Origin of the sequence: Saccharopolyspora pogona, assembly GCF_014697215.1 — a bacterium.
Lineage (GTDB): Bacteria > Actinomycetota > Actinomycetes > Mycobacteriales > Pseudonocardiaceae > Saccharopolyspora > Saccharopolyspora hattusasensis.
In genome coordinates this window covers 5,752,213-5,773,333 of sequence record NZ_CP031142.1, presented here as the reverse complement: position 1 = coordinate 5,773,333, position 21,121 = coordinate 5,752,213, and the positions used below count along the sequence as shown (strand labels likewise).

Sequence of the window (21,121 nt, the reverse complement as noted above, 5' to 3'; positions counted from 1 at the left end):
GCGATATCGAGCCCAAGCTCTTGAAGGCGGCGTTGCGCAGCGGTACCGGTCCAGACGATCGTGCCTGACATCAAGCCCTCCCCAGCGCCGATGATCCGTTTCTAACGAAAGTGGATCTCCCTGGGGAACCGCCAATCGGGGCGGCGTCGCCTTACGCGGTCAACGCCCCGCCGTCGGCGACCACGCGGCCGTTGTGGATCACCGTCCGGTCGCGGCCGCGGTCCATCACGGCGGAGGCAACGGTTTCGCCGTCGACCAGCAGCAGGTCGGCCTGGTCACCGACGGCGAGCCCGGGGCGGTCGGCGACCGACGCCAGCCGCGGCAGCGAGCGGTCGAGGATCGACGCACCGCCGCGGGAAGCCACCGCGTAGCAGTGCTCGATGAGCTCGTCGGCGCGGAACTGGTTGGTGAACGAGAGCTGCCACGTGCGGTCGAGCATGTCGGCGTTGCCGTACGGCGACCAGTAGTCGCGCTGGCCGTCCTCGCCCAGCCCGACCCGGACCCCGGCGACGGTGAGCTCGGTGAGCGGCAGCGAGTGGTGCCGCGCGGGCGCGACGGTGGCCATCGAGATGTCCAGCTCGGCGAACTCCGCGATCAGCCGCCGGGTGGTGGCCTCCGAGACGCTGCCGAGGCTGTAGGCGTGGGAGATGGTGACCTGCCCCGCCATGCCGAGCGCGCGGGTGCGCTCCAGGATCAGGTCGACCGAGAACACCCCGAGCTCGCCGGGCTCGTGCAGGTGGACGTCGATCGGCGCCTGGTGCTTCTCCGCCAGTCCGAACAGGACGTCCAGGTGGCGCACCGGGTCGCGGTCGAGCGTGCAGGGGTCGATGCCGCCGACCACGGCAGCCCCCGAGGCCAGCGCCTCGTCGATCAGCTGCGGGACGCCGTCCTCCCGCAGCAGGCCTGCCTGCGGGAACGCGATGATCTCGACGTCGCAGCGGTCGCGGTGCGCCTCCTTCGCGGCCAGCACCCCTTCGAAGCGCTCCAGCCCGCAGTCCGCGTCGATCTGGGCGTAGCTGCGCACCCTGGTCGTGCCCTGCTCGATCATGCGGCGGAGCGTGAAGGTGGCCCGTTCGGCGACGCTCCACTCTGCGTCGCGCCAGTTCTCGCGGTCGTTCATGACCATCGGCCAGATCCCCGGGCTGCCGGTGTGCGGCCGGAACGGCAGGCCCAGCCGGGTCGAGTCGAGGTGGCAGTGGACGTCGGAGAACGAGGGCAGGGCGAGCCGCCCGCGGCCGTCGACCGAGTCGGCGCTCGTGGCCTGCGGGGAGTGCGGGGTAACGGCGCTGATCCGGCCGTCCTGGATCTCGATGTCCGAGGCCTGGCCGCCCCACGGGCGGACGTTGGTGATCAGCATTGGCTATCCGTTCGTCACGTCGTTGGTAGCACGTCGGCGAGGCTGGCCAGCGAGGGGGCTTGGCCAAGCTCGATGTGCGAGAACGCGAGCGCCGCCGCCAGATCGGCGTTGCTCGCGTAGATGGCTTGGGCGGATTTCGTCGGCGGCGCGGATGGCTGTGGCTGGCCCGGGGTCCTGGCCGGAACGACGATCGATGGCCTGGACCGGCCATGCGCCGACCCTACGCGCGGCCACGCGGTCGAGGTTTCGGCAGATCCCGGGGGAGAACGCGGGCAAGGGGCGTGGCACCGGACAAACGAGCCGTTGTCCGGTATTGCGTCTGCGGCCGCTGCGGTTCCCGGCTCGTTCGTCCTTTGTGGATAGTCTCGATCTTCGCCGTGGAACGGGTGCATTCAGGACGCGGGTCCCTGCCGCACGGCTACAACATTCGGAAAGCAGTTCCGGCCGATCAGTGTGCGGGTTTTCCGACGACGGGCTCCGGACTGCTGTCGATCCACCGTCGCATGCCGCTGAGCGTGCTCCGCGCGTCGAAGACGTCCGCGGTCCAGGTGATGGATCGGACTGTGCCCCAGTCGCGGAAGCGGCGCATGATCTCGACGTGCGCGGGCAGGCCGGCGAACCGCTGCAGGTCGTGCTCGCCGGTCCAAACCGAGAGCGCGCCGCTCCTGCCCTCCAGCGGCGAGACCCAGAGCCACAAGCCGACCGCGCCGGGCATCGCGTACCAACCTCGGCGCAGGCGGATCCCGGCGCGCGCCACGCCGACCAGATCGCGGCGGCGGTGCAGGGTGAGTTCGGTGCCGCTCACCAGCACCGGCCCGGCCGGATTCAGGGCGGGCCCTGGCTCGAAGCGGGTGAACAACGGGGAGTGGAGTCGGTCCATGCCCCGATCTTGCGGCGCCGATTGGTTTGCTACAAGATCCAATCTAATCATGGACAAGCAGACCAATTCAACGCATTCGGAGTTCCCGGCAGATGTGTTGGTGCCGCTCGATCGATCCGCTCCGCGTCGGCTTCGGGAGCAGGTCGAGCACGGGTTGCGCGCGGCGGTCCAGGACGGGCGCCTGGCAGCCGGCACGCTGCTGCCGCCGTCCCGTGCGTTGGCCGGCGATCTCGGGGTCTCCCGCAGCGTGATCGTCGAGGCGTACCGGAACCTGATCGCCGATGGCTACCTGGTGGCGCGTCGCGGATCGGGCACGCGGGTTCGCGACGTCGCGCCTGCCGACAGCATCGAGCCGCTTTCGGCACCGACGGCGGCGGCTCGGTTCGTCGGCGGACTGCCCGACACCGGGACCTTCCCCAGGCGGGAGTGGTACCGGCACTACCGGGCCGCACTCGCCGGCACACCGGAGTGCAGGCTCACCTACCCGGATCCGCAAGGCGCGCCCGAGCTCCGGGCCGCGCTGGCCGGTTATCTCGGTCGCGTGCGAGGAGTCCGCACGGCACCCGAGACGATGGTCATCACGACCGGATTCACACAGGCGCTCGTGCTCCTCTGCCGCGTCCTGCGCGCCCGCGGGGCCAAGCGGATCGCGGTCGAGGACCCGTGCTTCGCCTTCCACCGCAGGGCAGTCGAAAGGACGGGCATCCACGTGGTCCCCGCGCCCGTCGACGACGACGGGATCGACGTGGCCTGGCTGCGCGAGCAGCAGGTCGCTGCGGTGCTGGTCGCACCGGCGCACTCCTACCCGACAGGTGCGGTCCTGAGCCCGCAGCGGCGCGGGGAACTGGTGCGGTGGGCCCAGCGCCACGACGTCCTGGTCATCGAGGACGACTACGACGCGGAGTTCCGCTACGACCGCGCTCCGGCAGGCGCGGTCCAGGGGCTCGACCCCGAGCACGTCGTTTACGCAGGTGGGGCAAGCAAGACGTTGAGTCCCGCGCTGCGGCTCGGTTGGGCCGCCGTGCCCAAGTCCCTGGTGAGTGATCTCGTCCAGGAGAAGTTCTTCGACGACATGGGGTCGGGGCTGCTGGAGCAGCTCGCGCTCGCGCGGTTGGTCGAGGACGGCGGATTCACCCGGCACCTGCGGCGGGTCCGCCCGATCTACCGCGGTCGGCGGGATGCGGCGCTCAAGGCTCTTGCAGCGCACTTTCCCGAAGCCACACCGACCGGTGCGGCGGCGGGTCGGCACGTCTACGTCCGCCTGCCACCAGGCACCGACGAGAACGGGCTGCTCGACGACGCGCGCGCACGAGGTGCGCTGGTGGAGGGCGCCGCCCAGCACTGGGCCGACCCCGAGCGGGCCGCACCCGCGTTCGTGCTCGGCTACGGGCGGTTCGCCGAGCACGCCCTCCCTGGTCTCATCGCCGCAATCGCAGCGGCCCACCGCTCGCGGAACTCGAGGCAGCAGTCCTGACCGTACCTTGGCGGCGTCGCGGACTACGGACGAGAACTGCGGATGGTCACCTTCGACGCGAAGCGGCTGCGCGCGCTCGCGCCCCCGGCGCGCGATAGCCGCCCGGCCGACTCGCATTGGTGGCTGGTGGGAATCGACGCGAGGCAGGTGCCGCAACCGGTTCCCCGCGCGCCGGGTACCTCGACAGATGATTACCGACAGGGGAGGATCACTACGATGCTGTTCATGCGCCCCTCGTGTAACGGCAAGGGATACAACGTCGCCAATCGCGGCGCGAGGGCGAAGGCGAAGAAGCCGAACAGGTCGACTGCAACACGTGCGACGGCTCCGGCCAGCTGGAGAGTCCGCCCGCGGTGTAGGAGGTAGCGATGAGCGACACCGGCGAGACGACGTCGCGCTGTCGCGGCTGTGATGGCAGCCGGTACGTGACGCTGCCGCGCGCGATCATGTCAATGACCACGGGTGAGGTGGGCACGGTGATGGCGCGGTCGAGATGTCGGCACTGCCGCGAAACACCGGGCCGCCAACGCGGCCTCGGGCCGCCCGCATGATGAGGTAGGGGCATGGTGGGCAACAACGACGATGACGAGCAGATGCGCGCTGGCGGTCCGAACGCACTGTGCTTCACCTGCGGTGGGATGCGGAAGATCAGCGAACCGCGGATCTACGTCGTGCAGGCCACCGAGGACATGCAGACCGGCATGACGATGGCCGAATGGCGAACCTGCCCGCAATGCGACGGCAAGGGCTACCTGCCGGGTCTTGTCCCGCCTGTGTAATCCCCCCGGAAACGACGAACGCGCCCCCGCACTCGATGAAGGTGCGGGAGCGTGCTTCGTTCTCCGCTCGGTGGTGTGGGTCAGTTGGTTTTGGGGACGGTGATGCGGGAGTTGGGGACGCAGCCGGTGCGGCCGTCGAAGATGATGACGGTCCACATGTCGCTGGTGCGTCCGCCGCATTCGACGGATGCGCACTTGACCTGGGAGCTAGCGCAGTCCATGGCGGTGCAGGGCGCGGTTGTGCCCTTTGCCGGCAGCCGTAGGTGCTGTCCTTTGTGGATTGAGAGTTGACGCGCACGTCCCACGGGTTGTCCTCCTCCGGGGTTACCGCGTTGGCTCGGCCTGGGGAGTGCGGGTCCCGGTGCGGAGGTGCCGGGCACCGTGATGGTGGCGGTGTAAGGGGAAGCTGTGGAGGGCACGGCTTGGGAGGGGCTGCACCCGCACGCCTTCCGGCGCCTGATCGCCACGGAGCTAGACGGGCAGGCGCTGACCGCGCATGAGATCGCCGATTACCTCGGTCACGAGCAGGTCAGCATGACCCAGGACGCGTACATGAAACGGGGGATCGTCAGTAGCCCGGCAGCCGAAGCGCTGGCAAACATGCAGCTCGAGGGCTGAGGCGAAGACGGGGATAAAGTGGGGGCTGATCTTGAACTAGATCAGCCCCCACCGCTTTTACCAGCGATTTTGCGCCCCCGGCAGGATTCGAACCTGCGACACCCGCTTAGGAGAGCCTTCCGGCCGCCACGCCCACCTGCGGTTCGGCTGGTGAACTGCTGGTTGGCGTGCTGCGTAGTCCTGGTCAGTTGTCGCTGTTATTGGTCAATGGTGGCTGTCATGTGCCCCGAATGTGCCCCGTGCACCGGAGCAGTTCGGCGTGAACGACGTGATCAAGCGTTGACCTGGTGATTGTTCACGATCTTGTCTGGACTCGGCGGGCGGCTCGCTGTGCGACCACCGCCCCGATCCCGATGGCCACCGCAACTGGCCACTCGAGCACATCAAACACGGCCAGCAAGCCGAGGCCGCTGTAGTAGGCCAGTCTCGGAGGTGAGGGCAGACAAGTTCGCGCAGTGTTGACCGCGAAAACGAGCTCGTCGCGGCTAGGGATGTGGACGGCGGGCATGGCCCCTCCCTCGAAAGCATTCCGGAGCTTTTGGGCCGAACTAAGCGCGCTCGGAGGTCCTTGGGCGCGCCCCACAAGGGCGGGCCTCTGCCCTAACCCCGTTGACCTGGCGAAGCCCGATCAGGTCGTGTCAAGGGGGCAACCGCTGCTGGTCACGGTACGCCTTGTGGGCAAGTGTTGCCTCAGCCTCGTTGCGACTAGAGCAGGTACGCGAGGCCATCGCCGAGTACTGCCGCACCGGAGTGCGGCCGACGTGCGTGCAGTGGCAGCCTGGCAAGTGGTACTGACCGCCCCCTGAAACGACGAATACGCCCTGCACCCGGTGAAGGGTGCGGGGCGCATTCGTGTCAGGGGCATGTCGCCCGGAGCTGGTGTCGTCGGTCGGGTAGCTCGGCGGGGTGTTGCTGCCGAGCAGAACGCGAGTCAGCAGCGGCGGCATGTGCGACTCGATCTTGCGGAGTCCGGCGTACACCGCGCTGAGGACCAGCGGCACCACGAGCATGTCCTGCGCGTCGCCGAGCGGACTGGTAAGCCACTCGGGAGCGCCGGCCGTCACCAGCCACGCCACCAGAGCTGACCATGCGGCGGGCACGACGGTGCGCAGCCACGATCGGAGTTCGTCAGACAACGGGTTTCCTCCTGCAATAGAAAACGGGCACCGCGGTTCGCGGTGCCCGTTGAGGTGGTTCGGGGTTGGTCAGGCGGCGTCGTCGGCCGCGTAGAAATGTTGCCAGAGTTCATCGAAGAGCGCCGATCCCGTTCGGTGTAGACCGAAACGGAACGGGTGGTCCCGTCAACGAACCGCGGTGCCTTCTTCAGGCTGGACCCGTAGTGCTTGCGGTAGGTAGCGGCGAGTTTGGCGCCGAAGCTGGTCCGCATCGAACGCAGTGGCTTACCTTTGATCCCACGATCCTGCGAGTACTCGTCCACGGTCAGCAGCCGGTCTTCCTCTGCAACGTCGGGTTCCTCCCCGAGGCTGAGCGCGACCAGGTGCCGATACTTCTGCTCCACCCACGTCGGTGACACCGTCGGCGGCGCGATGGCCAAGATCTCAGCGGCCAGCTTGTAGCGCCGTTCCGGCAGGATCCGGGGATTGACCGCGACACCGCAGGTGAAGTACGACTCGATGGCGTCGGCGACTTCGGATTGGTACGCCTCCAGCTTTGGCCTGATGCCTGGGACGACCTTGGCCGGGTTGATCCTCTTGGGGTTGGCCGCGGCGACGTCGCGGCGGAACTTGTCGAGGCCGACGTGACCGGGGTCGATCTGCAGTGGAGATGGTTGCACCGGGGCGCTGCTGCTGGCGTCCAAAGCCGGAACGCCGTTGAACTACGGGAACGTCCGGCGGCGGCACTGGGATGGCGTCGCGGAGCGCGCGGGGCTCGCAGGTGTCACACCGCTCGATGCGGCATACCTACGCGTCGTGGCTGATTCAGGATGGTGCCGGCATTGAAACGGTGTCAGCGTTGCTGGGTCACAAGTCGTGGACGACGACCATGCGGTACGCGCATCTGGCGGATGCCCGTTGGACGCAGGTGCGCGACCTTATCGGTGGCCCCGGAAACGTCCACGCCCGAGCTGAGTTCCGATGCGATCGCCGAGGCCGTGCGCGTACTGGCCGAGGCGGAACCCGAGCGTTGGGCGGCGGTCGCTGCAGCCCTCGACCGGGAGCAGGCTCCGATTTCTCCCATTTTGCTCTCTTCGGGGGGATCCGAAGGGAGCGAAAAGGTCATCGACCTGGCGTCCCGCCGCAGGTCAGCGGGCTAATACTGGTAGCGCCCCCGGCAGGATTCGAACCTGCGACACCCGCTTTAGGAGAGCGGTGCTCTATCCCCTGAGCTACGAGGGCTTGGTCTTCGACCCGTCTCGCAGCCTACCTGCACCGCCGTTCGCTGCCGACACCCGGTTGGCGTCCCTCACGTCCCACCGGTCGCAGGCTTCCGTCGCGTATCGTCAGGTGATCGTTACCGTTCGGCGCCACTGGGGTGGGTATGGGCAACGAGAACAGCGGTTCGGTGCGCAACCTCGTGCAGATCGGGGCCGTTCACGGCGACGTGCACTTCCGCGAGGAGCAGGTGCCGCCGGGGCAGCTGTCTGCGGAGCCGGTCAACTTCGTCGATCGGGAGCCGGAGCGCGAAACGCTCGACGCGCTTTTGGCCGAGCGGCGCGGTGCTCGGGCCGGGTGCGTGGTGATCAGCGGGATCAACGGGGTCGGCAAGAGCGCGCTGGGCACTTACTGGTCGTACCGGGTGATCGGGGCGTTCGAGGACGGGCAGGTGGTGTTCGACTTCGACCTCGGGCGGCGGAGTCTCGACGAGGCCGCCGAGCACTGCTTGCGTTCGCTGGGCGTTGACGGTGACCGGATCCCGCTGGCGACGGACGACAAGATCGTCCTGTTGCGCAGCAGGACCAAGGGCCGGAAGCTGCTGTTCTTCTTCGACGACGTGGCCGACCTGGGGGAGATCGAGAAGTTGCTGCCCGCCTCGGCGGACAGCCTCGTGCTGTGCACGGCCCGAGAAGATGCCGCCGACCTGGTTCCGGACGGGGTTCGCCCGATTCGGCTGAGCGCGCTCGAGCCGCCGCATGCCCTCGACTACCTGCGGCGGAACGGGCTGCGGGCGCGGGTCGACGCCGAGCCCGCCGCTGCGGCGGAGCTCGTGGATCAGTGCGGCGGGCTGCCGATCGCGTTGCGCGTCGTCGCCGGTCTGTTGCAGCGGCGGGTGTCTTGGAGCATCGCGCGGGCGGTTCGGGAGCTCTCCGGCCGGCGGCGGAGGCACTTCCACAAGGTCTTCTCGGCCCTGGACCTCGCGGTCGGGGAGCTCCAGGCGACCGAGAAGGAACTGTACGCGTGGCTGGGTGTGTTCCCGGGCCCCGTGTTCTCGACCCGGGCGGTGGCGGCGTTAGCCGATCTCGCTGAGATCGACGCCGAATCCCGTCTCGCCGAGCTGCACAGGACTTGTCTGGTGGAAGAGAACGATCAAGAGCAGTACCTGCTCCACGACCTCGTGGACGAGCACGCCTCCTCCGAAGCCGTCCGGGCGCTCGGCGCCGCGAAGCGCGACGACGCGCTACGGCGCCTCGTCGGTTGGTATCGGTTGCAGGGCGCCTTCGCCGACCGGATGGTGATGGAGCCGAGCCGCCTGCGCGTCGTGGACGACGACGTCGCCGGGGAAAATCCCTTCGCCACTCGGGAAGAAGCGCTGGAGTGGCTGGAGCGGGAGCGAATCAACCTGCTCGGCATAGTTCGGTTGGCAGAAGAAAGTGGTTTGCGTGTAGACGTGATCGCGCTCTGCGACGGTCCATTATGGGCGCTGCACAACCAGCATAAGCATTATTCCGACACGTTGGGGCTTTGGAACTGGCCATCAGGTGCGCACGGGAGATCGAGGATCCCGTCGCGGAGTCCCGGATGCGGAGCCTGCGCGGGCAGCTGCTGATGGAGTGCGACGAGCTCGCCGAAGCGCAGGAGGAATGCGCGCGGGCCGTCGCCGTGGCGGAGCGAGCCGGGCATCGGCGGATCCTGGCTTCCGCACTGGAATTCCAGGGCAAGGTGATGCACGCGCTCGGCGAATTCGACGGAGCAGTCGGGAATTTCGAGCGGTCGCGGCGGCTCAACGAGGAGTTGGGGCGCCGTCGCGGCATGGCGCTGCAGGAATACCTGATGGGCAAGTCGTTTTCCGGGCTCGGCCGCCACGACGAGGCCCTGGAGGTGTTGCGGGCCGCCCTGGAGCGGATCGCGGAATTCCCCGAGGACAAGCGGACTCCTGGAAAGATCAGGGTCACCGCGGCTCGGGCGCACCAGTCGCTCGGCCAGCACGAGCAGGCCATCGCGCTGCTTCAGGACGCCATTGCCACGACTCGGGAGCGGCAGGCATCCTTCGACCTCGCCGAGCCGTTGGAACTGCTCGCCGACTCGCTGGCCGCGACCGGGCAGCCGGGCTCGCGGGACTGCCTGGAGGAGGCGCTGGCGATCTACGAGCAGGCGCAGAGCCCGAAGGCGGAGCGGGTGCAGCGCAAGCTCGATCGTGAGTGATCGTTCCGGTTCTTACCGAAAACGATCACTCACGAGTGGAACAGGTCCACCGGCTCCGGACGGGCAGGCCACGGCGGCTCCGGAAGTTCCAGCCGCCGGTAGATCAGCTCGCGAAGGCGCTGGTAGGGGCCGTCGTGGAAGGCCAGGTCGGTGAGCTGCCGATGATCCGGGATCGGCCTCGCCGCATCGATCTGCGCCCGCACGTCCCCGGCCGGGTCCAGGCGTTCCGCCCGTCCGCTCAGCAGCGCCATCGGGGAGCCGGGCACCACCTCGCCGGTGCCGAAAGCCGCCAGGAGCAGCGGTTTTCCCAGCGCGGCAGCGTAGAACGACAGCGACCCGTGATCGGAGACGACCACGTCCGCGGCGACCAGCGCGGCCTGCCACTTGCGCAGCCTTGGAACCAGGACGAGCCCGTTGTGCAGGGCCGTCCGCAGCCAGGTTTCGAGCTGCAGGCCGCCATGCCTGCTCCAGACGTTCGGGTGCAGCACCAGCGCCACCTGGTAGTCGGCGGGTAGCGCGGCGACCAACTGTTGCGCCAGCCCGCCTTGTTGGCGGAACAGCGAATGCGGGCCCCAGGTCGAGGCCAGGACCACCAGTTTTCGCGGGCCGGTGCCGAGGGCTGCGCGGTACTGCCCGCGCATCGGCAGGCTGACCTGCAGGCGCGCGAAGCAAGGGTCGCCGATCACCTCGGCGCGGGGGACCGCTTCCGGGCAGCTGTGCCGCAGCTCGGCCAGTTGGTTCGGGTGCGAGAGGCCGACGACCGCCGGGACCACCCGGCCCTCGTGCATCAGCTGGGTGATGGACAGGCCCGAAACTTCCTGTGCCACACCGGTTTCCGTGGCGCGGAGCTTGTGGTGCCCGGCGCCGTGCGGCAGCGTCAGCACCGGGACCTCCAGCTCGTGCAGCGGGCCGTTGCCGCTCGGCGAGATCGCGAAGTCGAAGTCCTTGCCGATGGCCTGCTCCCAGTCCACGACCTGCGCCTGCGAGCGGTGCAGCTCGTCGGCGAGGTTCGCGGCGAACTCCGATCCCGTCGCCACCGCGAAGCGGGTCTCCACCCGCATGTCGTCCGCGAGCACCGGGAGCACGTCCAGCAGGCGGTCCAGCGCGGCCAGCGTTCTCACGACGCCGAGGATCCGGCGCTGCACCGGCGCGGAGTCCCAGCGCCCCGCCCGGTCCCGCTCAGCGGACATGGCCGCCACCAGCGGGTTGCTGGGTTTCCGGGTTTCCGGGTTTCCGGGCTTCCGGGCTTCCGGGCTTCCGGGCTTCCGGGCTTCCGGGCTTCCGGGCTTCCGGGCTTCCGGGCTTCCGGGCTTCCGGCGTCAATCATCGATTCTACCTTGCTGCGCAAGGGAAATCCGCCGCCATCGGGGCGCAGCGTGGTGGGCACGGCGACCGATCCTAACCGAGCCGGATCCGCCTCAACCCGCGGTCGGCCGGTCCGCGGTCGGCCGGTCGCCGTCGATCTCCCAGCGGTTGCGCCCGCCCCGCTTCGCCCGGTACAGCGCGATGTCGGCGGCGGCGAACAGGTGCTCTAGGTTCGCCGGGCCCGCCGCGACCCCGATGCTCACCGTCGGCGGCCTCGTCGTCCGCCCGAGCACCAGCTGCCAGTCGTGCCGGTGCACCGCGGCGCGGATCCGTTCGGCGACGATCGGCCCGGCGTCGCGGGATTCCTCGGAGGCGTCGACGAGCAGCACCACGAACTCGTCGCCGGCCCACCGGCAGAGCAGGTCGTCGGCGCGGCATTCGCGGCGCAGCAGCTGCGCGACTTCCTGGAGCACGACGTCGCCCGCGGTGTGGCCCGCGAGGTCGTTGACGTCCTTGAACCAGTCCACGTCCAGCAGCAACAGCCACGGCACCCGCCCGGCCGCGGCGGTGCTCTCGAGCAGCATGGGCGCGCGCCGCTCCAGACCGAGTCGGTTGGTCAGACCGGTCAGCGGGTCGCGTAGCGCGGCTTCCTGCGCGGCCACCGCCATGCGCTGCGCCTGAACCGCCACGCGGCGCTGCTCCAAGGCCTGCCCCAAGCCCTCCTGCAGCACGTCCACGGCTGTGCTGCCCGCGGCGACCGTTCGCCGCAGCGCGGCGGATTCACCGACCGGGTCGGACAGCTCCTCGCAGATCGCCGCCAGGTCGAGGGAGAACTGCATCATCAGCATGGTGTCGCGGATCGTTTCGGCGCCGTCCAGGGCGCGGCTGGCGAACGTCCGGGCCTCCCCCAGGCGGCCCTGGTCGCGGCGCACCACCGCCAGCACCCAGTTCGCCACCGACGTCGTGAACCAGTCGTCGGCGGCCCGCCCCAGCGCCAGCGCCTCCAGGGCGGCCTGTTCTGCGGCTGCCGTGTCGCCGACACCGGCCAGCGCCCGCGCGAAACCGGCCAGCGCCGAGCGCTTCACCTGACCCGGCTTGGACAGCGCCTGCGACTCGTCGAAGAGGTCGCGGGCCAACGCGAACTGCGCCGCCCCCGATTCGTCCGGGCGGGTGATGGCGCGGAACACCCGCGCGTTGCCCTCCCTGTTCAGGCAGTGCGCCAGCGCCGCCTGGTCGCCGGAGTTGCGGGCGATCTGCACCGAGAGCGCCATCAGGTTCAGCGCCGGGCCGCGGTGGCCGATCGTCTCCAACAGGTAGCCGAGCATGCTGATGGTGTGGGCGGCCGCCGCGCCCTCGGGGCGGTCCACGTCCAGGTCGGTCCAGCCCTCGGCGATCAGCTCCAGGGCGAGCGGGATGCGCTCCAAGCGCCACGCCACCGAGGCTCGGTGCACCAGCACGGTGGGCCGGTTCCACTGCTCGTCGACGTGGTTCGCCCCGACCGCGAGCAGCTCGCCGAACGCCGCGTTGGCCTCGGCGAAACGGCCGGAGTCCAGCAACAACCGCACGTGGCGGTCTTGGGCCGGCAGGTGGCCGACCATCAGCGGATCATCCTGCTGCACCGCGTCCTCGCTGGAGCGCACCTAGTAATGGAACCGCGTGCCGGAGCGGTTTTCGTGGCCTACAGGCTACCGGTTGCGACCGTGGCCGTACTTGTCGTAGTGGACAACCTGCTCCAGCGGCAACCGCTGCCGCCAGCCGTGGCGTTCCAGGTCAGGTGTGTCCGCCAGGGCCCGCACCGGTCCCACGCACAACCATGCCACCGGACGCATCCCCTGCGGAATGCCCAGCAGGCGGCGGAGGAACTCCTCGCGGTAGAAGCTGACCCAACCGACGCCCAGGCCTTCGGCGGTGGCGGCCAGCCACAGGTTCTGGATGGCCAGGCACACCGAGTACAGGCCGGCGTCGGCAATCGCGTGGCGGCCGAGCACCTGGGGTGCGCCGCGGTTCGGGTCGTAGGTGACGGCGATGCCCAGCGAGGACTCCACGATGCCCTCGACCTTGATCTTGGCGAAGGTCTCGGCGCGTTCCCCGTCGAGCTGGGCGGCGAACACGCTGCGTTCGGCCAGCACGTGCTCGCGGAAGGAGCGGCGGATGGCGTCGTCGCGGACCAGGACGAAGTCCCACGGTTGGGACAGGCCGACGCTGGGCGCGCTGTGCGCGGCGGTCAGCACGCGGCGCAGCACGGGGTCGGGGAGTTCGCCGCCGGTGAACTCCCGGCGCACGTCGCGGCGGCGGTTGATCACGTCGTAGAGGTCGGCGGCGGGGGCGGTGTCGGTCAGCTTCGGGGCTCGTCCGGCGATCGTCATCGCCGCCCATCCTGCCGCGCCGCTGGGGCAACGGGGCGAGGGGCACCCGCGCCGGCCGCCCGCAACACCTGCTATCGAGCTATCGAACGAGACATCGGGACGAGGTTTGCCTGGTCATGGCCCGTGAGTGCGGTTGGGGGCTGTAGAGGCAGTTTTGGAAGGTTCTGGTTGAAGCGAACGGACCGTTCGTCTCGCCTACGAGCCTGTTGCAAAATTACGCCCACCACGGACCGTGATCGATCGATCACGGCTGAGATGGCCACTGGCGGACAAACGGCGGCGATCGAGACTGATTTGGTACTTCGGTTCAGCCGTTTTCGCCGAAAACGCAACAGGCTCCTACCGAGGTGAACAGTCCGTTCGCTTCACCCCGATGGGCGAGGCGGAACCAGGTCGCTCTCGCCCGGGCAGCCAGCGGAACGTCCACGCAGAACGAGTTCCAGAACAGCCGCTATAGCACCCCAACGCACTCACGGCCGTTCACCTGGGCGAACGCCTCATTTGCGGCCGTTCGACGGGTAGGGGAGGAGCGCCATCTCGCGGGCGTTCTTGATCGCCTTCGCCACCTCGCGCTGCTCCTGCGCGGTCAGGCCGGTGACGCGGTGGGAGCGGATCTTGCCCCGGTCGGAGATGAACTTGCGCAGCAGCGAGGTGTCCTTCCAGTCCACCTGGACGACGCCTTCGCGCTGGAGGAGGTTGGGCTTGCGGCGGACGCTGCGCCGGTCGTTGTTGCGCACGGCTCACCAACTCGACTTCGTCACGCCGGGCAGCTCGCCGGAGTGCGCGAGCTCGCGCAGCCGCACCCGGGAGACGCCGAACTTGCGGAAGTAGCCGCGCGGCCTCCCGTCGACGGCGTCGCGGTTGCGCAGCCGCACCCGGCTCGCGTTGCGCGGCTGGCGCTGCAGTTCGCGCTGTGCGGCATCGCGTTCCTCCGGGCTGCTCCCGGGGGCGACGATGATCTTCTTCAGCTCGGCTCGCCGCTCGGCGTAGCGGGCGACGATCTCGCGGCGCTGCTCGTTGCGCGCGATCTTGGACTTCTTGGCCACTTGGCCGTTCCTTTCAACTCTCCGGGCTCGCGAATGCTCACTGGTCAAGAGCCGGGAATCACCGTCTAGCGTTCTTCGCGGAATTCGACGTGCTTGCGGGCGACCGGGTCGTACTTGCGGAGGACCAGGCGGTCCGGGTCGTTCCGGCGGTTCTTGGTGGTCACGTAGGTGAAGCCGGTGCCGGCCGTGGACCGCAGCTTGATCACCGGGCGGACGTCGGTGCTCTTGGCCATCAGATGCGCTCCCCTCGCGCTCGCATCTCGGCCACCACGGCCTCGATGCCCCGCTTCTCGATCGTCTTCATGCCCTTCGTCGACACGCGCAGCCGGACCCAGCGGTTCTCGGACGGCAGCCAGTAGCGCCGCCGTTGCACGTTGGGCAGCCAGCGGCGACGAGTGCGGTGGTTGGAGTGGGAGACCTGGTTGCCGTAGCCCGGTTTCTTCCCGGTCACCTGGCAGCGGATGGACATGACCTGCCTCTCGATAATGACATTCGTTTTCATTTCGTCGCTGTCGAGGGTAGCGTGTGTCCGCATCAGATGAAAACCGTTGTCGATTGAGGTGGGGATGGGAACCGAGTCGTCCGCGAACCGGCGGATTCCGCTGATCATGGTGGCCGGGATCCGCGCGGGGCAGGTCGCGGCGGCAGCCGAAACGGCCCGGCGGGAAGATCCGGCGGGCACCGCGCTCGTGCACCACGACCTGCGCCAAGTCGCCCAGGGCGTCGTTCGGCGCCTGGTCCGTCACGGCGACAGCGAGAGCACCGAGATCCTGGAGCTCGCGCACGGCTGCGTGTCCTGCACGCTGCGCCTGGACATGCTGCCGTTGCTGCGGAGGCTGTCCGCCGCGCCCGATGTGACGCGGATCGTCGTGCAGCTCGATCCGGCGCTGGAGCCGGAAACCATCTGTTGGGCGCTGCAGCACGTCCTGGTGGACGACCGCCCCCTCGCCGGCGACGTCGACGTCCAGGCCGTGGTCACCACCGTCGACCTGGCGACCTGGTTGGCCGATGCGACCGGCGAGGAGGAGCTCGTCGAGCGAGGGCTCGGCGGCAGCGCGGACGACGAGCGCACCGTCGCCCAGGTCGCGGTGGGGCAGGTCGAATTCGCCGACGCCATCGTGCTCGCCGGACGTGCCGACGACCGGTGGAACCAGGTGCGCACCGAGGCAGTGATCGCCCGGCTCACGCCCAACGCGCCCGGCATGCACCTCGACGACCTGGACGTTTCCGCGCTGCTGGCCCAGGTGCCCGCCGACGCGCGCCGCGGCGAAGTCGACGGGCCGCAGGGGCAATTGCTGCGCGGGCAGCCGTCGCTGGAAACCGATGCCGGGGTGTCGGTGGTGCTCTTCGAGGAGCGCCGGCCGTTCCACCCGGAGCGGCTGCACCATGCGATCGACGTGCTGCTGGACGGCGTGGTACGCACCCGCGGCCGCGTCTGGGTCGCCAGCCAGCCGGACGTCGCGCTGTGGCTGGAGTCCGCGGGCGGTGGACTCGGCGTCGCGCACGCCGGGCCGTGGCTGACCGCGCTGGAGCCGGACCAGTGGGCCGACGTTTCGCCGGAACGGCAGGTGAGGGCCTCGCTGACCTGGGACGACTACTACGGCGACCGGATGCAGGAGCTGGTCGTGATCGTCCACGAGGCCAACCCGCAGGACATCGCCCACGCCCTGCGCCACGCCCTGCTCACCGACGACGAGCTCGCCGAGGGCGAGCGCGCGTGGGCGAGCTACGAGGACCCGTTCGGCGAGTGGCACACCGACCCGTGCGGCGACGACCCGGCGGAGACCACCGCGGACGCCACCGGCGAGACCGGCACCCGGTAGCGCGTCGCCGGGAGCCGCAATCCGCGCGGTGCCGCCAGCGGCTCCGCGCCGCAGACCTACGAGGAGAAGTCATGAAGCCAGGAATCCATCCCGAGTACCGGCCCGTCGTGTTCCAGGACCGCACGACCGGGGACCGGTTCCTGACCCGCTCCACTGCCACGTCCGACACGCGGACGGAGTGGGAGGACGGCAACACCTACCCGTTGATCGTGATCGACGTGACCGCCTACTCGCACCCGTTCTGGACCGGCAACCAGCGGGTCCTGGACACCCAGGGCCGGGTCGAGAAGTTCCGCCGCCGCTACGGCGACCGGATCCGCTGACTGCGGCGACGCGACCGGATCTGCTCGCGAGTTTTTGGAGCGAACGGCCTGTTTGCCTCGTTAGAGGAGGCGGACAGGCCGATCGCTCCGCCCATCAATGCAACGACGAGAGGACCGCCATGGCCGTTCCGAAGCGGAAGATGTCCCGCAGCAACACCCGCCACCGCCGATCGCAGTGGAAGGCGACGGCACCCGATCTGGTGCCGATCGTCGTCGACGGGCAGCGCAAGCTGGTGCCGCGCGCGCTCATCAGGCACTTCCAGCAGCGGTGACCGATCCGGCGCGCGCGATCACCTCAGGTGACGGCGCGCGCCGGGATCACGCCGAAGTGGAGACGGATGTCACGAGGTGCCGCGACGCACGGCGGGTTCTCAGCTGCTTCTCAGGGCTAGGGGTAAGACTGTTCCCATGCGCATCCTCGTCGTCGACGACGATCGTGCCGTGCGGGAATCGCTGCGAAGGTCGTTGCAGTTCAACGGGTACCAGGTCGAGCTCGCTGCGGACGGTCAACAGGCACTGGACTTCCTGGCCGGCAACCGTCCGGACGCCATGGTGCTTGACGTGATGATGCCCCGCCTGGACGGCTTGGAGGTCGCGCGGCGCCTCCGCAGCACCGGGGACGACCTTCCGATCCTGGTGCTCACCGCGCGCGACGCCGTGTCCGACCGGGTCGCCGGGCTCGACGCGGGCGCAGACGACTACCTGCCAAAGCCGTTCGCGCTCGAAGAGCTCCTCGCCCGGTTGCGCGCGCTGCTGCGCCGCGCCAGCCCGCCGGAGGCCGGGCAGGACGCGCAGCCGGCCGCGCTGCACTTCGCCGACCTGGAGCTGGACCCTGGCACCCGCGACGTCCGCCGCGGCGAGCGCCCGATCAGCCTGACCCGCACCGAGTTCGCCCTGTTGGAACTGCTGATGGCGCACCCCAAGCAGGTGCTGACCCGCAGCCGCCTGCTGGAGGACGTGTGGGGCTACGACTTCCCGACCTCGGGCAACGCCCTGGAGGTCTACATCGGATACCTGCGCCGCAAGACCGAGGCCGAGGGTGAGCCGCGGTTGATCCACACGGTCCGCGGCGTCGGCTACGTGCTCCGCGAGACGCCGCCGTGACAGTCCCCGCACCACCTCCGCCCGACCTCGACCCGCAAGAGCGCCCGAAAGGCCGGTTCCAGCGCGTCTCGCTGCGCAACCGGGTCACCTGGCTGGCCGCGATCTGCGTGGCCGGCGCGGTCGCGCTGGTGTCGGTCGCGGCCTTCGTCACCGTGCGCGACAGCCTCTACCAGCAGTTGGACGACAACCTCACCGAGCGCGCGGTGGAAGCGGCCGATGGCCCGCTGGTGCGTACCTCGGACCTGCAGCAGGTGCCGGTGGCGTTCTTCGTGGCGCAGAACTTCAAGATCAGCGTGCTGTCCGCGGACGGCGTCGTGGTCGGCCCGAACGACCGGCCGCCGATCAGCCTCGACGAGCTGGCGGTCGCCAAGGGCCAGGCCGGCGAGTCGCTGCGCACCGATCAGCGCACCAACAGCCGCGTGGTGGCGGTCCCGACCGGGCAGAACGCCGCGCTGGTGATGTCCACGTCGCTGCAACCCACGCAGCGGACGCTCGCGCAGCTGAGCGTGGTGCTGGTGGTGATGGGCGGTGCCGGGATCTTGCTCGCGGCGGCTGCCGGGACCGCGGTGGCCCGCGCCGGGCTGCGGCCGGTGCAGCGGCTGACCGCGGCCACCGAGCGCGTCGCGCTCACCGGTGACCTGCGCCCGATCCCGGTCGGCGGCGACGACGAGCTGGCCCGCCTGACCACGAGTTTCAACAAGATGCTCGGCGCCCTGGCCGAGTCGCAGGAACGGCAGCGGCGTTTGGTTGCCGACGCCGGTCACGAGCTGCGCACCCCGCTGACCTCGTTGCGCACCAACCTGGAGCTGCTGATGGCCTCGGCCCGGCCGGACGCGCCGAAGCTGTCCGAGCAGGACCGGGCGGAGATGTTCACCGACGTCCAGGCGCAGGTGATGGAGCTTTCCGCACTGGTCGGCGACCTCGTCGAGCTGGCCAGGGAGGACACCCCGCAGGCCGTGCATGAGCCGGTGGACCTGGTCGAAGTCGTGGAGCGCGCGTTGAGCCGCGCGAGGCGCCGGGCGCCGCGCATCGAGTTCGACGTCCGCCTGGAGCCGTGGGTGATGATGGGCGACGCGACCGCGCTGGAGCGGGCGGTGCTGAACCTGCTGGACAACGCCGCGAAGTGGAGCCCGGACGGCGGCCGGGTGCGGGTGGACCTGCATCCGGCCGCGAACGGCGCGACCACCGAGCTGGAGGTCGCCGACAGCGGGCCCGGCATCGCCGCGGCGGACCGGCCGTACGTGTTCGAGCGCTTCTACCGGTCTTCCGACGCGCGGACCCTGCCGGGCTCCGGGCTCGGCCTGTCGATTGTCAAGCAGGTCGCGGAGCGCCACGGCGGGACGGTCTGGGCCGGTGAGGCGCCCGAGGGCGGGGCGCTCCTGCGCATGGCGCTGCCGGGCAGCCCGCCGTACATCGAACATCAATGAACACTCTGCTTCGTCGCTGTGTCGGATTGCTGTGCCATACGCCAGTCACCGGTTCGGGTAATGTTGGTTCTTGTTTGCTTGGGCTGCGTGGGTAGGCTCGTGAGTGTTGGTACCGGTAAGAACCGGAACGAACACTCACCACCCTGCGCGGCCCCGACGGGCTGAGGGGACGGGTGGAGTGCTCGCGCGGCAACGCCAGGAAGTGATCCTCGACGAGGTGCGGCGCACCGGGGCGGTGCAGGTCGGCGACCTGGTGCAGCGGCTGGGCGTGTCGGACATGACGATCCGCCGCGACCTCGACGCGCTGTCCCGCCGCGGCCTGGTGGAGAAGGTCTACGGCGGCGCAACCTCGATGATTGGCCGCAGCACCGACGAGCCGGGCTTCGAGGCCAAGTCGGTGCGGCAGCTCGCCGAGAAGGAGGCGATCGCGCGGTTGGCTGCCGAACAGGTCCGGCCGGGCACCGCGATCGGCCTGTCCGCGGGAACGACCACCTGGACGCTCGCGCGGCACCTCGACGAGGTCGCCGACCTGACGGTGGTGACCAACTCCGTGCGGGTCGCCGACGCCCTGCAGCAGCGCGGCCGCACCGACCGCACCGTGGTACTCACCGGCGGCGTCCGCACCCCGTCGGATGCGCTGGTCGGGCCCGTCGCGGTGCAGGCGCTGCGCTCCCTGCACCTGGACCTGGTGTTCCTCGGGGTGCACGGGATGGCGCCGCGGGCCGGTTTCACCACCCCGAACCTGAACGAGAGCGAAACGAACCGGGCGCTGGCCGAGGCGGCGGGCCGGTTGGTCGTGGTCGCCGACAGCTCCAAGTGGTCGACGGTCGGGATCTCCACGATCGTCGACTTCGACGAGGTCGATCTGCTGATCAGCGACCAGGGCCTGCCGGGCGACGCGCGCCAGTTGCTGGCCGAGCACGTCGAGCTGCTGCTGGCCGATCAGCAGGGCGTGGAGGAGGAGCGGTGAAGCGGACGGCGCGATGCCTTGCCGACGGACGGGAGATCATCTACTTCGACGCCGACCCGGCGCGGACCCGGGACGCCGACGACACCAGGGACCTGCCGCCGCAGGCCCCGGCTTCGGAGATGCGACGGGACCCGCTGACCGGCGAGTGGGTCGCGATCGCCGCGCACCGGCAGGCGCGGACCTACAAGCCGCCAGCCGAGCTGTGCCCGCTGTGCCCGAGCGCCCCCGGGCGGCCCACCGAGATCCCGGAGCCGGACTACGACGTCGTCGTGTTCGAGAACCAGTTCCCGTCGTTCGCCCAGGGCATTCCCGGCGCCGAGTCCACTGTGGAGGGCATGCCGATGGTGCCGGTCGCGCCCGCGAGCGGCCGCTGCGAGGTGGTGTGCTTCACCTCCGACCACAACTCGTCGTTCGGCGAGCTTAGCCCCGCGCAGGCGCGGACCGTGGTGGACGTCTGGGCCGACCGGAGCGCCGGCCTGGCCGAGACGCCCGGCGTCGAGCAGGTGTTCTGCTTCGAGAACCGCGGTGAGGAGATCGGCGTCACCCTGCACCACCCGCACGGCCAGATCTACGGATATCCGTTCGTGACGCCCAAGACGGAGAAGATGCTGCAGGTCGCCGAGAAGTACCTCGCGCAGCACGGTCGGCACCTGCAGGGCGACGTGCTCGCCGCCGAGCGCGCGGCGGGGGAGCGGGTGATCGTCGACTCCGAGCACTGGACCGCCTTCGTGCCCGCAGCCGCGCGGTGGCCGGTCGAGGTGCACCTCGTGCCGCACCGCCAGGTGCCGGACGTCGTGGTGCTCACCGACGCCGAACGCGACGACTTCGCGGTGACGTACCTGGACGTCCTGCGCCGCCTCGACGGGCTCTACGACCGTCCGCTGCCCTACATCGCGGCCTGGCACCAGGCGCCGGTGCGTACCGGCCGGGAGCTTTCCTGGCTGCACCTGGAGGTCTTCTCGGTGCTGCGCTCGGCGGACAAGCTGAAATACCTCGCGGGCTCGGAGTCCGGCATGGCGGTGTGGATCAACGACGTCACCCCGGAGCAGATCGCCGCCCGGCTGCGGTGACTCCGTTTCGGCCCCCCGACGTCCGAAGCGCCACGCTG

24 protein-coding genes, 1 tRNA gene and 1 pseudogene are annotated in these 21,121 nt (G+C 69.7%); 15 read left to right on the top strand and 11 right to left on the bottom strand.

Annotated elements, in window-relative coordinates; all coding sequences use genetic code 11:
• Nucleotides 1–151: 151 nt before the first annotated feature.
• A complete protein-coding gene (locus tag DL519_RS26750; RefSeq protein WP_190818829.1) occupies nucleotides 152–1,357 on the bottom strand; it encodes an amidohydrolase in 1,206 nt (401 codons plus the stop codon).
• 448 nt (nucleotides 1,358–1,805) lie between these two features.
• Nucleotides 1,806–2,237, bottom strand: a complete 432-nt coding sequence (locus DL519_RS26745) for a hypothetical protein (RefSeq protein ID WP_190818827.1) — start codon at nucleotides 2,235–2,237, stop codon at nucleotides 1,806–1,808.
• A gap of 49 nt (nucleotides 2,238–2,286) precedes the next feature.
• Here DL519_RS26745 and pdxR point away from each other — a divergent pair, with 49 nt between their 5' ends.
• From pdxR to DL519_RS50385, 5 genes are all read left to right on the top strand, one after another.
• On the top strand, nucleotides 2,287–3,711 hold the full coding sequence (gene pdxR, locus DL519_RS26740; protein WP_190818825.1) for a MocR-like pyridoxine biosynthesis transcription factor PdxR: 1,425 nt from the start codon (nucleotides 2,287–2,289) through the stop codon (nucleotides 3,709–3,711).
• Between the two features lie 368 nt (nucleotides 3,712–4,079).
• Nucleotides 4,080–4,262, top strand: coding sequence for a hypothetical protein (locus DL519_RS26735; protein ID WP_190818823.1), 183 nt, complete (start codon nucleotides 4,080–4,082; stop codon nucleotides 4,260–4,262).
• Nucleotides 4,263–4,274: 12 nt separating this feature from the next.
• Nucleotides 4,275–4,490 (top strand): hypothetical protein, encoded by a 216-nt coding sequence (locus DL519_RS26730; RefSeq protein WP_168586456.1) that lies wholly within the window; start codon nucleotides 4,275–4,277, stop codon nucleotides 4,488–4,490.
• A gap of 408 nt (nucleotides 4,491–4,898) precedes the next feature.
• Complete coding sequence (locus tag DL519_RS26725; RefSeq protein ID WP_223839591.1) at nucleotides 4,899–5,108, top strand: tyrosine-type recombinase/integrase; 210 nt, start codon at nucleotides 4,899–4,901, stop codon at nucleotides 5,106–5,108.
• Between the two features lie 609 nt (nucleotides 5,109–5,717).
• A complete protein-coding gene (locus tag DL519_RS50385; protein WP_397544977.1) occupies nucleotides 5,718–5,903 on the top strand; it encodes an Imm1 family immunity protein in 186 nt (61 codons plus the stop codon).
• Nucleotides 5,904–6,168: 265 nt separating this feature from the next.
• On the opposite strand, the gene DL519_RS26710 is transcribed toward DL519_RS50385, so the two are convergent.
• Entirely contained in the window at nucleotides 6,169–6,903 is a 735-nt protein-coding gene (locus DL519_RS26710; protein WP_190818821.1) for a hypothetical protein, read from the bottom strand.
• Nucleotides 6,904–6,974: 71 nt separating this feature from the next.
• Here DL519_RS26710 and DL519_RS50380 point away from each other — a divergent pair.
• Nucleotides 6,975–7,127, top strand: a pseudogene (locus DL519_RS50380) (tyrosine-type recombinase/integrase); the annotation flags it as partial.
• A 265-nt stretch (nucleotides 7,128–7,392) separates the two neighbouring features.
• Here the strand turns inward: DL519_RS50380 and DL519_RS26700 are convergent.
• Nucleotides 7,393–7,465 (bottom strand) — tRNA-Arg (locus DL519_RS26700).
• A gap of 142 nt (nucleotides 7,466–7,607) precedes the next feature.
• Between DL519_RS26700 and DL519_RS26695 the strand changes: the two genes are divergently transcribed.
• Nucleotides 7,608–9,053: an NB-ARC domain-containing protein gene (locus tag DL519_RS26695; protein WP_190818819.1), complete on the top strand. Its 1,446-nt coding sequence runs from the start codon at nucleotides 7,608–7,610 to the stop codon at nucleotides 9,051–9,053.
• Nucleotides 9,026–9,649 carry a tetratricopeptide repeat protein gene (locus tag DL519_RS26690; protein ID WP_190818817.1) on the top strand — a complete coding sequence of 208 codons (624 nt, stop codon included), beginning with the start codon at nucleotides 9,026–9,028 and terminating at the stop codon, nucleotides 9,647–9,649. The genes DL519_RS26695 and DL519_RS26690 overlap by 28 nt, the downstream gene beginning before the upstream one ends.
• 29 nt (nucleotides 9,650–9,678) lie before the next feature.
• Here the strand turns inward: DL519_RS26690 and DL519_RS26685 are convergent, their stop codons facing one another.
• The 7 genes from DL519_RS26685 to rpmB form a co-directional block, all read right to left on the bottom strand.
• A complete protein-coding gene (locus DL519_RS26685) occupies nucleotides 9,679–10,839 on the bottom strand; it encodes a hypothetical protein (RefSeq protein WP_223839587.1) in 1,161 nt (386 codons plus the stop codon).
• 228 nt (nucleotides 10,840–11,067) lie between these two features.
• Entirely contained in the window at nucleotides 11,068–12,552 is a 1,485-nt protein-coding gene (locus DL519_RS26680) for a GGDEF domain-containing protein (protein WP_190824237.1), read from the bottom strand.
• Nucleotides 12,553–12,639: 87 nt separating this feature from the next.
• Nucleotides 12,640–13,320 carry a 5,6-dimethylbenzimidazole synthase gene (gene bluB, locus DL519_RS26675; protein WP_190818814.1) on the bottom strand — a complete coding sequence of 227 codons (681 nt, stop codon included), beginning with the start codon at nucleotides 13,318–13,320 and terminating at the stop codon, nucleotides 12,640–12,642.
• 497 nt (nucleotides 13,321–13,817) lie between these two features.
• Complete coding sequence (gene rpsR, locus DL519_RS26670) at nucleotides 13,818–14,057, bottom strand: 30S ribosomal protein S18 (protein WP_190818812.1); 240 nt, start codon at nucleotides 14,055–14,057, stop codon at nucleotides 13,818–13,820.
• Nucleotides 14,058–14,060: 3 nt separating this feature from the next.
• Complete coding sequence (gene rpsN, locus DL519_RS26665; RefSeq protein ID WP_190818811.1) at nucleotides 14,061–14,366, bottom strand: 30S ribosomal protein S14; 306 nt, start codon at nucleotides 14,364–14,366, stop codon at nucleotides 14,061–14,063.
• Nucleotides 14,367–14,431: 65 nt separating this feature from the next.
• Nucleotides 14,432–14,599, bottom strand: a complete 168-nt coding sequence (rpmG, locus tag DL519_RS26660) for a 50S ribosomal protein L33 (RefSeq protein WP_010316403.1) — start codon at nucleotides 14,597–14,599, stop codon at nucleotides 14,432–14,434.
• A complete protein-coding gene (gene rpmB, locus DL519_RS26655) occupies nucleotides 14,599–14,835 on the bottom strand; it encodes a 50S ribosomal protein L28 (protein ID WP_168586469.1) in 237 nt (78 codons plus the stop codon). Before rpmB ends, rpmG begins: the two co-directional genes overlap by 1 nt.
• Nucleotides 14,836–14,932: 97 nt before the next feature.
• Between rpmB and mrf the strand changes: the two genes are divergently transcribed.
• The 7 genes from mrf to galT all read left to right on the top strand — a co-directional run bounded on the left by mrf (nucleotide 14,933) and on the right by galT (nucleotide 21,083).
• Entirely contained in the window at nucleotides 14,933–16,189 is a 1,257-nt protein-coding gene (gene mrf, locus DL519_RS26650; protein ID WP_190818810.1) for a ribosome hibernation factor-recruiting GTPase MRF, read from the top strand.
• A 71-nt stretch (nucleotides 16,190–16,260) separates the two neighbouring features.
• Nucleotides 16,261–16,512 carry a type B 50S ribosomal protein L31 gene (locus tag DL519_RS26645; protein ID WP_190818809.1) on the top strand — a complete coding sequence of 84 codons (252 nt, stop codon included), beginning with the start codon at nucleotides 16,261–16,263 and terminating at the stop codon, nucleotides 16,510–16,512.
• A 119-nt stretch (nucleotides 16,513–16,631) separates the two neighbouring features.
• Entirely contained in the window at nucleotides 16,632–16,784 is a 153-nt protein-coding gene (rpmF, locus tag DL519_RS26640) for a 50S ribosomal protein L32 (protein ID WP_168586472.1), read from the top strand.
• 136 nt (nucleotides 16,785–16,920) lie between these two features.
• A complete protein-coding gene (locus DL519_RS26635; RefSeq protein WP_190818808.1) occupies nucleotides 16,921–17,616 on the top strand; it encodes a response regulator transcription factor in 696 nt (231 codons plus the stop codon).
• Nucleotides 17,613–19,043: a HAMP domain-containing sensor histidine kinase gene (locus tag DL519_RS26630; RefSeq protein WP_190818807.1), complete on the top strand. Its 1,431-nt coding sequence runs from the start codon at nucleotides 17,613–17,615 to the stop codon at nucleotides 19,041–19,043. Before DL519_RS26635 ends, DL519_RS26630 begins: the two co-directional genes overlap by 4 nt.
• Before the next feature lie 178 nt (nucleotides 19,044–19,221).
• Nucleotides 19,222–20,013, top strand: a complete 792-nt coding sequence (locus tag DL519_RS26625) for a DeoR/GlpR family DNA-binding transcription regulator (RefSeq protein ID WP_190818805.1) — start codon at nucleotides 19,222–19,224, stop codon at nucleotides 20,011–20,013.
• Nucleotides 20,010–21,083, top strand: a complete 1,074-nt coding sequence (gene galT / locus DL519_RS26620) for a galactose-1-phosphate uridylyltransferase (RefSeq protein ID WP_190818803.1) — start codon at nucleotides 20,010–20,012, stop codon at nucleotides 21,081–21,083. Before DL519_RS26625 ends, galT begins: the two co-directional genes overlap by 4 nt.
• The last annotated feature ends 38 nt before the right edge of the window (nucleotides 21,084–21,121 follow it).

Excerpts from the sequence above, each read along its gene's own strand:
- bluB (WP_190818814.1), bottom strand. The coding sequence starts at position 13,320 with ATGACGATCGCCGGACGAGCCCCGAAGCTGACCGACACCGCCCCCGCC.
- DL519_RS26645 (WP_190818809.1), top strand. The coding sequence starts at position 16,261 with ATGAAGCCAGGAATCCATCCCGAGTACCGGCCCGTCGTGTTCCAGGAC.
- DL519_RS26680 (WP_190824237.1), bottom strand. The coding sequence starts at position 12,552 with ATGGTCGGCCACCTGCCGGCCCAAGACCGCCACGTGCGGTTGTTGCTG.
- mrf (WP_190818810.1), top strand. The coding sequence starts at position 14,933 with ATGGGAACCGAGTCGTCCGCGAACCGGCGGATTCCGCTGATCATGGTG.
- DL519_RS26735 (WP_190818823.1), top strand. The coding sequence starts at position 4,080 with ATGAGCGACACCGGCGAGACGACGTCGCGCTGTCGCGGCTGTGATGGC.
- DL519_RS26750 (WP_190818829.1), bottom strand. The coding sequence starts at position 1,357 with ATGCTGATCACCAACGTCCGCCCGTGGGGCGGCCAGGCCTCGGACATC.
- rpmG (WP_010316403.1), bottom strand. The coding sequence starts at position 14,599 with ATGGCCAAGAGCACCGACGTCCGCCCGGTGATCAAGCTGCGGTCCACG.
- DL519_RS26745 (WP_190818827.1), bottom strand. The coding sequence starts at position 2,237 with ATGGACCGACTCCACTCCCCGTTGTTCACCCGCTTCGAGCCAGGGCCC.
- pdxR (WP_190818825.1), top strand. The coding sequence starts at position 2,287 with ATGGACAAGCAGACCAATTCAACGCATTCGGAGTTCCCGGCAGATGTG.
- rpmF (WP_168586472.1), top strand. The coding sequence starts at position 16,632 with ATGGCCGTTCCGAAGCGGAAGATGTCCCGCAGCAACACCCGCCACCGC.
- rpmB (WP_168586469.1), bottom strand. The coding sequence starts at position 14,835 with ATGTCCATCCGCTGCCAGGTGACCGGGAAGAAACCGGGCTACGGCAAC.
- DL519_RS26730 (WP_168586456.1), top strand. The coding sequence starts at position 4,275 with ATGGTGGGCAACAACGACGATGACGAGCAGATGCGCGCTGGCGGTCCG.
- DL519_RS26685 (WP_223839587.1), bottom strand. The coding sequence starts at position 10,839 with ATGTCCGCTGAGCGGGACCGGGCGGGGCGCTGGGACTCCGCGCCGGTG.
- DL519_RS26690 (WP_190818817.1), top strand. The coding sequence starts at position 9,026 with ATGCGGAGCCTGCGCGGGCAGCTGCTGATGGAGTGCGACGAGCTCGCC.
- DL519_RS26635 (WP_190818808.1), top strand. The coding sequence starts at position 16,921 with ATGCGCATCCTCGTCGTCGACGACGATCGTGCCGTGCGGGAATCGCTG.
- DL519_RS26695 (WP_190818819.1), top strand. The coding sequence starts at position 7,608 with ATGGGCAACGAGAACAGCGGTTCGGTGCGCAACCTCGTGCAGATCGGG.